Source organism: Psychrobacter sp. KFRI-CH2-11, from assembly GCF_038239325.1.
GTDB lineage: Bacteria > Pseudomonadota > Gammaproteobacteria > Pseudomonadales > Moraxellaceae > Psychrobacter > Psychrobacter celer.
Genome location: NZ_CP151283.1, coordinates 3,025,851 through 3,037,908, shown reverse-complemented (window position 1 = coordinate 3,037,908; position 12,058 = coordinate 3,025,851). Strand labels below are relative to the sequence as shown.

At 45.6% G+C, this 12,058-nt stretch carries 10 protein-coding genes; all 10 read left to right on the top strand.

Annotated elements, in window-relative coordinates; genetic code table 11:
* The first annotated feature begins 229 nt into the window (after positions 1-229).
* The 10 genes from rimP (at position 230) to pnp (ending at position 11,903) form a co-directional block, all read left to right on the top strand.
* The gene (rimP, locus tag AADH33_RS12585; RefSeq protein WP_075101367.1) at positions 230-730 is read left to right on the top strand and encodes a ribosome maturation factor RimP; all 501 of its coding nucleotides are present in this window, start codon (positions 230-232) and stop codon (positions 728-730) included.
* 113 nt (positions 731-843) lie between these two features.
* A complete protein-coding gene (nusA, locus tag AADH33_RS12580; RefSeq protein ID WP_100748657.1) occupies positions 844-2,328 on the top strand; it encodes a transcription termination factor NusA in 1,485 nt (494 codons plus the stop codon).
* A gap of 197 nt (positions 2,329-2,525) precedes the next feature.
* On the top strand, positions 2,526-5,252 hold the full coding sequence (gene infB, locus AADH33_RS12575; RefSeq protein ID WP_348549106.1) for a translation initiation factor IF-2: 2,727 nt from the start codon (positions 2,526-2,528) through the stop codon (positions 5,250-5,252).
* 204 nt (positions 5,253-5,456) lie between these two features.
* Positions 5,457-5,846, top strand: coding sequence for a ribosome-binding factor A (locus tag AADH33_RS12570; RefSeq protein ID WP_075101370.1), 390 nt, complete (start codon positions 5,457-5,459; stop codon positions 5,844-5,846).
* A 9-nt stretch (positions 5,847-5,855) separates the two neighbouring features.
* Positions 5,856-6,899, top strand: a complete 1,044-nt coding sequence (truB, locus tag AADH33_RS12565) for a tRNA pseudouridine(55) synthase TruB (protein WP_075101371.1) — start codon at positions 5,856-5,858, stop codon at positions 6,897-6,899.
* Between the two features lie 492 nt (positions 6,900-7,391).
* Positions 7,392-7,916 carry a type 1 glutamine amidotransferase domain-containing protein gene (locus AADH33_RS12560; RefSeq protein WP_075101372.1) on the top strand — a complete coding sequence of 175 codons (525 nt, stop codon included), beginning with the start codon at positions 7,392-7,394 and terminating at the stop codon, positions 7,914-7,916.
* A 108-nt stretch (positions 7,917-8,024) separates the two neighbouring features.
* On the top strand, positions 8,025-8,186 hold the full coding sequence (locus tag AADH33_RS12555) for a hypothetical protein (protein WP_207968990.1): 162 nt from the start codon (positions 8,025-8,027) through the stop codon (positions 8,184-8,186).
* A gap of 67 nt (positions 8,187-8,253) precedes the next feature.
* A complete protein-coding gene (locus tag AADH33_RS12550; protein ID WP_198336164.1) occupies positions 8,254-8,427 on the top strand; it encodes a hypothetical protein in 174 nt (57 codons plus the stop codon).
* Between the two features lie 392 nt (positions 8,428-8,819).
* A complete protein-coding gene (gene rpsO, locus AADH33_RS12545; protein ID WP_075101373.1) occupies positions 8,820-9,086 on the top strand; it encodes a 30S ribosomal protein S15 in 267 nt (88 codons plus the stop codon).
* Positions 9,087-9,800: 714 nt separating this feature from the next.
* Positions 9,801-11,903 carry a polyribonucleotide nucleotidyltransferase gene (gene pnp, locus AADH33_RS12540; RefSeq protein WP_348549105.1) on the top strand — a complete coding sequence of 701 codons (2,103 nt, stop codon included), beginning with the start codon at positions 9,801-9,803 and terminating at the stop codon, positions 11,901-11,903.
* Positions 11,904-12,058: the final 155 nt, after the last annotated feature.

Sequence of the window (12,058 nt, the reverse complement as noted above, 5' to 3'; positions counted from 1 at the left end):
CCTTTATCGATAGTACTGCTTTATGAATAATAAAAGCAATGTTTGGCTGAGCTTGATGTTTTTTTGCTCAGCCTTATATAAACGCGCATACATATAACAATCTGTCTTGGTTTACAATATATGAGTATGACTCATCACGGTGAGTGATTATCATCGGTAAACGATCAGCATAACTTTAATAGAGTTTGTGAGTACGATAGATAAGTGAACAGGAAAATATAAATAAATTATGAAGCTTTCGACCAAAGTTGCAGAACTGACCAATATCATCGCGCCTGCAGTTGCTGCTTGTGATGTGGCGCTATGGGGCATAGAGTTTGCGCCGCAAGGCCGTCGCTCATTGCTGCGTATTTATATCGAAGCACTGCCAGAAGAGCAGGCTCAGGGCAAACACGTCACTATCGAAGACTGTGCGGCGGTGAACCATCAAGTCAGCGGTATTCTTGAAGTGCATGATCCCATCGCAGGTGAGTACGTCTTAGAGGTGTCATCGCCTGGTTTTGATCGCGCGTTTTTCTCAGATGAGCAAATGCATGCGTATGTTGGTCAAACCATCAGCCTACGTTTGATCCAAGCGATCGGGACAGGTGAGCAAAAACGCCGCAAAGTGACAGGTACGCTAGACAGTATCGATGCCACTTCATTGAAGTTGACGGCCGCTGATGGCGAGCAGTTTGATATTGCGTTAAGTAATATTGATAAAGCCAATCTGGTATACGAAGATGCTTAGGTGGCCTACCTGAGCGACTGCACAAATGACCTAGATGGTTTATGGTGAAAAACAACGTTAATACATTAATGATAAAATTTAAGTCAATTAAAAAATGATAGGACAGGTATAGCATGAGTCGTGAAATCTTAACGGTAGTAGAAACTGTCAGTAATGAAAAGGGCTTAAATCCTGAAGATATCTTTGAAGCTATAGAAGATGCTTTGGTGGTATCAACCAAGAAAAAAGTATATACCGAGCAGCCAGAAGTGGCGGTGCGCGTATCAATCGACCGTGCAACTGGCGACTATGATACTTATCGTTATTGGACAGTGGTTGCCGATGAAGATCACGAAATGCCTGCTTGTCAGTTGGCCATCAGTGACTTAGATCAAGACGAGTGGTCCATCGGTGACATCAAAGAAGAGCAGATCGAGTCGATTGAGTTTGGCCGTATCGCTGCCACACAAGCCAAACAAGTCATTATTCAAAAGATCCGTGAAGCGGAGCGTGCACTGGTTGCAGACGCTTTTGAGCCACGTATCGGTGAGATGATGTATGGCGAAGTAAAAAAACAAACTCGTGATGGCTATATCATCGACTTAGGTGATAATGCCGAAGGCTATTTATCACGGGATCAGATGTTGCCTCGTGAGCAGTTACGTCCAAAATCACGTATCAACGCTATTTTATATCATGTTAACCGTGAAAACCGCGGTGCACAGTTATTGTTATCACGCACGCACCCTGAGATGCTTTCAGCCTTGATGCAAAAAGAAGTGCCTGAAATTGCAGAGCAAATCATCGAAATCCGTAACGTCGCTCGCTTGCCTGGGACTCGTGCTAAAATAGCAGTCAAGACCAACGACCATCGTATTGATCCAGTTGGCGCTTGTATTGGTATGCGTGGTACGCGTATCCAAGCGGTGCAGCAAGAGCTCGATGGTGAGCGTATCGATGTGGTGGTGTGGTCAGATGACCCAGCCCAATTTATCATCAGTGCGCTAGAGCCAGCCGATGTTAGCAGTATCATCCTCGATGAAGATACCCAAACCGCTGACATTATCTTTAGCACCAACGACCAGCTCGCGCGTGCGATTGGCTCACAAGGTCAAAACGTCCGTCTGGCTTCAGAGCTGACTGGTTATAAGCTCAACATGATGCTAGAAGAAGAGTATCAGCAGCGTCAAGAAAACGAATCCAAAGCCTTTATTGAGCTGTTTTATGAGCGTTTGGAGGTCGATCATGATCTGGCACAAGCGCTGGTGGATATTGGCTTTACCAGTATCGAAGAAGTCGCCTACGTACCTGTAGAGACTTTTTATGATATCGAAGGTCTGGACGACGAAGCGATTGACATCATTCAAGAGCGTGCAAAAGAAGTGGTCATCGCAGATGAGCTGGTCAAACAACAAAACATGAAAGAGCCAAGTCAAGAGCTGCAAGAGCTTGAAGGTATGACGGTCAGCTGGGCCTATAAAATGGCACAAAAAGACATCATTACCGTTGACGATTTGGCAGAACAAGCCGTCTTCGATTTAGAAGATATCGAAGGATTAGATTCTGAAACTGCAGGACAACTCATCATGAAAGCTCGGGAATCTTGGTTCGATGAATAAGCGGTAACTGCATATCGCTGTCTTTTGGTGATATGCTATTGATAATAAAGCGCTGATAACAGGCACTCATACCGTCACAGGCATTATTGCCGTATCAATACGGACAGATGAGCGCATGAAATCAGCCTTACCCCAATCATTTGTAGCCAACAATTGAATTGAACATATAGCAAATAATAGACAGTAGGTGATAATAAATGGCAGATAAGACCGTCAAAGAACTGGCAGATATGGTAGGCAAAACCGCAAGTGCTGTAAGACAGCAACTGGTGGATGCTGGGCTGCCTGCTCGCGCAGAGGATGACCCAGTCACCGAGCTTGAGCAAGAGAAGTTGGTGACGTATTTAAAGCAAAGTCATGGTCAGCAAGAAAAGCGCCGTATTAGTCTGAAGTCTAAGACGACTAGCACCGCGCGTGTGACCGGCTCTTCAGGTAAGTCTAAGAGCGTCAATGTGGAAGTGCGTAAAAAGAAAGTCTTTGAAAAACCCAATCCAGAAAAGATGGCTGAAGAGTTGGCTGCTCGTGAGCAAGCCTTAATCGAAGCCCAAGCTCGTGCTGCTAAAGAAGCAGAAGAACGTGCTGCTGCTAAGAAAAAAGCAGAAGAGCGTCAAGCGGCAACGCTGGCCGCTATGCGTGCAAGCCTAGGTTCAAGCAAAAAGTCTGACGATAAAAACGACGATATTTCAGCCTCTGTGGTGGTAAAAAAAGGTGGAAAAGCAGCCGCTGAAGTGAAGCCAAAAGAGCAACCGAAGAAAAGAGCCGCTACGACCAAACCAAAGGTAGAAACCGCTGCTGAGCGTAAAGCTCGTGAAGCGCGCGAAGCCGAGGAAGCGCGTCTGCGTGAAATTGAGGCAGAAACACGCCGCAAGCAAGCAGAAGAAGCGCAAAAGCGTACGCTTGAGCAAATGCGTAAAATGGCAGGCAAATATACCGATCGTGAGCCTGTGGCAGAAGTGCGTAAAGATGAGCCGTTGGCCGAAGGTCTGGTCGGTGATGCTCTAGAAGAGTCGTTTGAAAAAGAGCGCCGTGAGATCAAGCGTGGTGCTAGTAGCACGGGCGCTCGTGGCCGCCGCCGTAAAAACCAAGATGAGCGTGAATTCAAAAACCGCAAAAACGGTTTACGTTCAACGCAAGCCTCACAGCACAAGTTTGAAAAACCTGTCGAAAAAATCATCTATGACGTCGAAATCAGTGAGCATATCACTGTTGCAGATCTTGCGCAGCGTATGGCAGTCAAGGCTCGTGAAGTCATTAAATTACTGATGAAAATGGGTGAAATCGCTCGCGAATCAGACACCATCGACCAAGCGACAGCAAGTCTGCTCGTTGAAGAGATGGGCCACAACCCTGTCCCTGTCAGTGATACCAAGGTCGAAGACGATCTACAAGATGCTGTCGATGAGCGCAGCAGTAACGTGCAAACCCGTCCACCAGTTGTGACTATCATGGGTCACGTTGACCATGGTAAGACCTCATTGCTCGATAAGATTCGCGAGACCAAAGTAGCGACTGGCGAAGCAGGCGGTATTACTCAGCACATTGGTGCTTATCATGTTAAGACTGACCGTGGTGTGATTACTTTCCTTGACACCCCAGGTCACGCAGCATTTAGTGCCATGCGTTCGCGCGGCGCGCAAGCGACTGATATCGTCGTCTTGGTCGTGGCCGCTGACGACGGTATGATGCCACAAACAGCAGAAGCCATCGACCATGCGCGCGCTGCTGGTACGCCGATTATCGTTGCTATCAACAAAATGGATAAGCCAAGTGCTGACCCAGATCGCGTCCTCAATGAGCTGACGACCAAAGAAGTGGTGTCAGAAGATTGGGGCGGTGATACCCCAATGGCACGTATCTCTGCTAAGACAGGCGACGGTATCGACGAGTTATTAGAGCTTATCGGATTGCAAGCTGAGCTGATGGAGCTAGAAGCACCGCTTGATGGTTCAGCGCAAGGTGTGGTCATCGAGTCAAGACTAGAAAAAGGTCGTGGTCCTGTGGTGAGCGTGTTGGTCAAAAAAGGCACACTCAAGCAAGGCGACTTGGTATTGGCAGGTGAATACTACGGTAAAGTGCGCGCGATGACAGATGAGCGCGGTCAGCGTATCAAGTCAGCGGGTCCTTCTATTCCTGTCGAGATTTTAGGTTTACCTGAAACGCCAGCCGCTGGTAGCGAGTTCTTAGTCGTCACCGATGAGAAAAAAGCACGTGAAGTTGCGGACTTTAGAACCAATCGTGAGCGCGAGCGTCAACTCGAGCGTCAGAACAAAATGCGTTTAGAGAACATGTTTGATCAGATGGAACAAGGCGATGTATCGACCTTGAACATCGTGCTAAAAACGGATGTTCGTGGCTCATTAGAAGCCTTGCTGGCCGCCTTAAACGAATTATCAACGGACGAAGTCAAAGTCAGAGTGATCAGCTCAGGTGTGGGCCCTATCTCTGAATCTGATGTCACGCTTGCTGAATCTAGCGAAGCGGTATTGCTAGGCTTTAACGTCCGCGCAGATGCGACAGCACGCCGCAAAGCTGATGTCGCCAATATCGATATCCGCTATTATAGCGTCATCTATGGTCTAATCGATGATGTCAAAGCGGCAATGAGCGGTATGCTAGCGCCTGAACATCGCGAAAAAATCCTTGGTATCGCTGAGGTTCGCGAAGTCTTCCGCTCTAGTAAGTTTGGTGCCGCCGCTGGTTGTATGGTGGTCGAAGGTACAATCTACCGTAACAAGCCTATTCGCGTCTTGCGTGATGACAAGGTTATCTTTACAGGTCAGTTGCAGTCATTACGTCGCTATAAAGAAGACGTCAATGAAGTACGTACTGGTATGGAGTGTGGCCTTGCGGTTCGTGGTTATGATGTCGAAGCGGGTGATAAGATCGAAGTCTTTGAAATCCAAGAGTTCGCTCGTACTATCTAAAAACAAAGCTAGATACAAACACCCATCAGACCATAGGCTCTATCAGCCAAGTCTGAAAGGTGTGGTGGATAGACCGTAGTACAGAGGCCTAACAGGTACATCCTGCTAGGCCTTTTTTACCATAGATAAGTCCTCATGACCAAGTCACTTAACCAATAAAAATAAGCCATATTAACTAAGCCATACTCATATTAAGGTAATAACATGAATCAACGTTTACAACGCTTAGCCGATCAAATCCAGCGTGAGCTTGCCGTCCTTATTCGCGACGAAGTCAATGATCCGCGTTTGACCGGTTTTGTCACCATCTCTAGTGTCAAAGTCAGTCCTGATTTGGGTTACGCTGACATTTATGTCACTATCATGGAGCCAGGGCTCGATGATGCGATGACCAAGACCAATCATGAAGAGAGCATCAGTGTGCTCAATAAAGCAGCAGGATTTTTGCGCACCGAGCTTAGCCACAGCCTAAAAACGCGTACGACCCCGCGTTTGCGTTTTCACTATGATGAAGTGACAGCGCATGGTAATTATATGATGGATTTGATCAATCAGGCCGTCAGCAAAACCGAAAAAAACGAGCATGACGAGTAAGCCTATATTATGTCTATCCCAGCGAAGCAAAATGACAAGATAAAAGTCTCAGGGGTTATTTTGGTGGACAAGCCCTATGGTCTGACCTCGCAGCAAGTGGTGTCCAAGGTTAAGTATTTGTTTAAATCCCCAACCCATGACAGCAAAAAAGCAGGCCATACGGGAACGCTCGACCCCATGGCCACCGGTCTGTTGCCGATTTGTCTGGGAGAGGCCACCAAGTTTAGCCACTATCAGCTAGATGCCGACAAATCTTATCAAGCCACCATTTTGCTTGGCGGCCAGACAGATACAGGAGATGCTCAAGGTCAAGTAGTTGCAACGGCTTCTGTGCCGACATTTGATGCTGCCGCTTTAGAGGAGCTTGCCCAGCAGTTTTTAGGCGCGCAGCAGCAGATACCACCGATGTACTCTGCCCTAAAAAAAGACGGTAAAAAGCTCTATGAATATGCCCGCGCTGGCATCGACGTCGTGCGTGAGCCGCGAGATATTATTATCCGCTCTATTCGCCTAACAGCGCTCGATCATGAGCAGATTCAGCTAACCGTCACTTGTAGCAAAGGCACTTATGTGCGCGTGCTGGGTGAAGACATCGCTAAAGCGCTCGGCACACTCGGCCATCTCACCGCCCTGCGCCGCTTACAAGTGGGTAGCTTTAAGGTTGATAATGCCATCACTTTATCTGCTCTAGAAGATCTGCCATTGGCCGAGCGTTTCACGCAGCTGATGCCGATAGATGCCTGTATCGAGATACCTGCGCAAATGACGCTGACGGCCGAGCAATGTCAGCGTGTCCATATGGGACAGCGTCTAAATGTGTCTGCACAACTGACAGATGAGCTACAGGCTTATATATCCCAAAACATTCGCCAGTCTGCCAGCAGCCAAGTAGTAGAAGCTACTGCGGCTCACGAAACGACTGTCAGCAACACAGCTCTCGCCTCTGACGTACCAGTAGATATTCGTCTGCTAGATGACCAAGGTCAGTTTTTGGGTTTGGGTGCTGTCAGTCTAAACGGTAGGCTACAACCGAAAAAGCTTATTCAACGTTAATGTTACCGTTTTGGTTGATCAGCAGCTTATTGCCCAGTTGGCTTACTAACAGTTTACACTAATCACATATCGTCACATTTTATTGCAGGTTTCGCCTATGGTGAGACCTGTTTTTTTTGTACATTGATTAAGTCAGCGAGGGAAACGTGACATCATAATAATAAAAATACTCATAATAAAGATAATAATTAAGAGTTCTATTAAGATAAGAAAAAACAGGACGTTTGAATGGATTATAAAAATAATCATAAATTATAAGAAAAATTAGAAACGCATTGTAGTTTTACTATAGAGGATTGAGAAGGAACATAGTAATAATTATTAATAAAAGAGGATTGAGAGGGAACATAGTAATAATTATTAATAAAAAATATAAGTAAATAAAAATAATGGATTATGATTTTGCTATCTAAAAATAAAATAATAAATACGTGGCTATAAATCGATAAAAAGTAGTTTCTAACAGAGACAACGATAAGGATACGGATAACGATGAAGACCATTGCTTTTTTATTACATAATCACTTTGAACAAGCCGAGTATGAAGATGTCAATAACCAGCTAAAAGATAAGGGTTATCAGACAGTGTTGATTACTACCAACAAAGACAAGCAAGTCCAAGCGATGCAGCAAGACGTTAATAAAGCAGATACGTTTACTGCTGATATTTTTGCTAGCGAAGCAGACGCGAACGACTATGACGCGTTGGTCTTGCCGGGCGGTACCGTCAATGCTGACACCATACGCGGCAAGCAAGACGCCCATCAGCTGATTCATGCTATTAATGATGCTGGTAAGCCTTTAGCGGTGATTTGCCATGCGCCTTGGGTGCTTATTAATACCGGTATCGCAAAAGGTAAGACGCTTACGGCTTATCATTCGCTAAAGACAGATTTGCAAAATGCTGGGGCAGACTTTGTAGACCAGACCGTACAAGTCGATGGTAATTTGATTACCTCGCGTAATCCAGACGATATTGACAATTTTGTTGCTGCTATTGACAAAGCATTATCGTAACTGTGTATGTGCAGTATTTTGTCTATTACTTGTTCTGTTTAAAAAGATTCAACAGCTAACATTTACACTTATTTTACAATCAAGTTTTATTATCAAGAGGAAACTATCATGGCCAATTCAAATCCAAACGATACAAAGCTAGAGCAACAACGCTCAGAATCAGCAAAGGCGGCACTAAAAAGCCAAACTGAAGACAACCACACAGAGGACTCTAAAGCAGCGGCTGATAGAATTGCTGATAATTTAGAAAATGTAAAAAAAGATCAGTAATCAATACAGCTTATTTATAGTTGAGTTTAGCTGTAACTAAATGGAAATAATAAAAATAGGAGGGATTATGAGTCAGTCCACAGATAATATGGATCAACAAGAACAAGAAATTGAAAAACTGGCTGAGGATATCAATCCACGTGAAGATGCGACGCCAGATAGCTTAGCGGAAGCCACCACGGTGCCTTTAGAGGACAACGAGTTGGGCGCGCATGCGACACAAAAAGACGCAAAAAAATAGAAGCATTATAGTTGGTCTAATAACTTATAGATCTACTGTCACCCTTTGACGCGTTTGAGTCGGTTTGTATCCTTCGCTTTTTATCACAAACTAATATGAAAAACTGCTGCGGGTTCAGCAGTTTTTTGTTATAATTGGCGCCACATTTAAATTTGGTTTAAAGATAGCATTAGGCTTAAATTATTGCGCTCATAAGGAGCGAGATAGAGCCGTTACTTATCTGCCTTTTTAGATGATGACCTTATGTGATTGAGCTTAGCGACACTAGGTCAACTCTAGTAATGCAGGGTTGTCCTGAATGCCGTATAAGCTGTTTTACTTTTTATTTTACTGCTCTATATACCGCTCAAATTCGAGTGTATTTAGAGCTTTTAGCATTGCCGGAGATATTTATGCTAACCAATACTGATCGCGAACAAATCATTGCCCAATACCAGCGCAGCGAAAACGACACGGGTTCTCCAGAAGTACAAGTAGCGTTATTAAGTGCACGTATCAATGATTTGCAAAACCATTTTAAAGAGCACAAAGCTGACCATCATAGCCGCCGCGGCCTTATCCGTATGGTGAACACGCGTCGCAAATTGCTTGATTACCTAAAAGGTAAAGATCTTGGTCGCTATACCACTCTTATTAGCCAGTTAGGTCTACGTCGTTAATACAGCGACGATAGTACGAGCGCTCATTCAGATAAGTGACGCCCCTTTAGGCGCTAACTGTCAAGCTTCTAGCAGAGCGCGTCACACTTACTTGCTGATATCGATACAATAGATTTTTCTAAAAACGGTGTGGAATAGTTTCACGCCGTTTTTTTATGCTTATTTATAAGAAGTTAAGAAGTAATACTGTCTGCTCGGTGATGCGTGTAGCACGTGCGCTGTGTGTTATTCTTACTGTCTGTTATAGTGATAATGGTCGATCATCAGCGGTGGACGTACCGTTTTGTAATTGATTGGTCAATAGCCACAAATCACTGTAAAATAATGCATTGTTAACTTGATGGCTTAGCGATTGTTAGATAGAGGAATTGCCAGTGGGTAGGGTGTTTATGCAGGGAGTGCCAATAAGGCAGTCATCATAAATATATTGCACAAGGTAGCATAAGATGCAGGTAGCTAAGCGCGCTGCATTGGTTTTAGATAATAGATCGATCAAACGATAGTAAGACCACATCTGCACAGCCACATATACATACCAGCAAAATATCTGTGGCAGGCATGGATACAAAGATCGTAATGAGATATGCCGCCGCGGCGATGACATAGCAAACGATGTCAGTCAGCGAGCGGCTATATTCAAAGAATTTTAATGACAGATATCAGCTTTATACGATGCTGATATTAGTTTTTGTCAGTCAACATTAGGAAGATTATATGACAATGTTTAATACTATTAAGCGCGAATTTCAGTATGGCGACCAGCAGGTTGTCATCGAAACAGGACGCGTGGCTCGTCAAGCCAACTCTATTTTGGTTCATATGGGCGGGGTGACTGTCCTTGTAGCAGCGGTAGTAAAATCAGAAGCCAAAGAAGGTCAAAACTTCTTTCCGCTCACCGTAAACTATCAAGAAAAAATGTATGCCGCGGGTAAAATCCCAGGTGCTTATGGCAAACGTGAAGGCCGCGCTAGCGAGTTTGAAACTCTTACCTCGCGTCTTATCGATCGTCCGATTCGCCCGTTGTTTCCTGAAGGTTATGTAAACGAAATCCAAATTACCGCCACCGTGGTGTCATCAGACAAGACTCAGTCTGCTGATATTGCAGCGCTTATCGGTGCGTCAGCGGCGCTTGCTATCTCTGATGCGCCATTTAATGGCCCTGTCGCGGCAGCGCGTGTTGGTTTTATCAATGGTGAATATGTACTCAACCCAACGCTTGAGCAGCTAGAGAGTAGTGATCTAGATTTGGTTGTTGCTGGTACCAAGTCAGCAGTGTTGATGGTAGAGTCTGAGGCCGCAGAGCTGTCAGAAGATCAGATGTTGGGCGCTGTGTTATACGGTCATCAGCAGCAGCAAATCGTCATCGACAATATCGCCTCTTTGGCAGAGGAAGTCGGCACTGCCAAGCAAGAATTTGCGGCACCTGAGCGAGGTCAAACGCTTGAGAGTAGCATGAAAGCGCAGTTTGGTGAGCAAGTGGCTGATGCCTATACCATCACCAACAAACAAGATCGCTATAGCAAACTTGATGATATCAAAAATGCTGCCATCGAAGCACTGGCAGGGGATAGCGAATCAGAAGACTACGACAGCAAAGTCTCTGAGATAAAAGACATCTACGAAGATCTGAAATACCGCACCGTTCGTGACAATATCTTATCAGGCAAGCCGCGTATTGATGGCCGTGACCTTGAGACCGTGCGTGCGCTAGACGTGCAAGTTGGCGTATTGCCTTATACTCACGGCTCTGCGCTATTTACGCGTGGTGAGACGCAGGCGCTAGTAACCACGACGTTGGGTAACAGCCGTGATGTCAATATGATTGATTCACTAAGCGGTACGATTCGTGATCATTTCATGCTGCATTACAACTTCCCGCACTTTTCTGTCGGCGAGACAGGCCGTGAAGGTATTCCTAAGCGCCGTGAGATCGGTCATGGTCGCCTAGCGCGCCGCGGTGTTCAAGCCATGCTACCAGACAGCGAGCGCTTCCCGTACGTCATTCGTGTGGTATCAGAGATTACCGAGTCAAATGGTTCGTCTTCTATGGCGTCTGTGTGCGGTGCTAGCTTGGCATTGATGGATGCTGGCGTGCCTCTAAAAGCCCCTGTGGCAGGTATTGCCATGGGTCTGGTAAAAGAAGGCGATCGCTTTGCTGTTCTATCAGATATCTTAGGTGACGAAGATCATTTGGGCGACATGGACTTTAAAGTGGCAGGCTCAAAAGACGGTATCACTGCGCTGCAGATGGATATCAAAATCGAAGGCATCACCCCTGACATCATGGAGCAAGCACTAAAGCAAGCGCATGCTGGTCGTATTCATATCCTTGAAGCGATGAATAAAGTCTTGCCGCAAAGCCGTACTGAAATCAACGCGCATGCACCAAACTACGCGGTCATCGAGATCAACCCAGACAAGATCCGTGATGTCATCGGTAAAGGCGGCGCTATGATTCGTCAGTTGACTGAAGAGACTGGTGCAGTCATCGATATCGATGACGGTGGTACGATTCGTATCTTTGGTGAAAACAAAGCAGCGACCAAAGCGGCAATTGGCAAAATCGAAGCGTTGACGGCTGAAGTGGAAGTAGGCAAAACGTATGCCGGTACGGTTGCCCGTATCGTAGACTTTGGTGCCTTTGTCAATGTACTGCCAAACACCGATGGCCTTGTACATATCTCACAAATCGCAGAAGAGCGCGTCGAGAGCGTATCAGACTATCTGAGCGAAGGTCAGGCAGTCAATGTCTTGGTTCAAGACGTCGACAACCGTGGTCGCATCAAGCTAACCATGAAGGGTGTTGAGCAAAACTAAGCTGTCGTTATAAACGTGTGATGCATTTTATAAACACCCAAAACCGCTTTAAGTTGTTCTTTATGAATGCTTAAGGCGGTTTTTTTTGGCCGTTATAAAGCCGATAGCTCATGCAACACAAGCAATATACATGTTGCTGGTGTCGACTGGTGTGT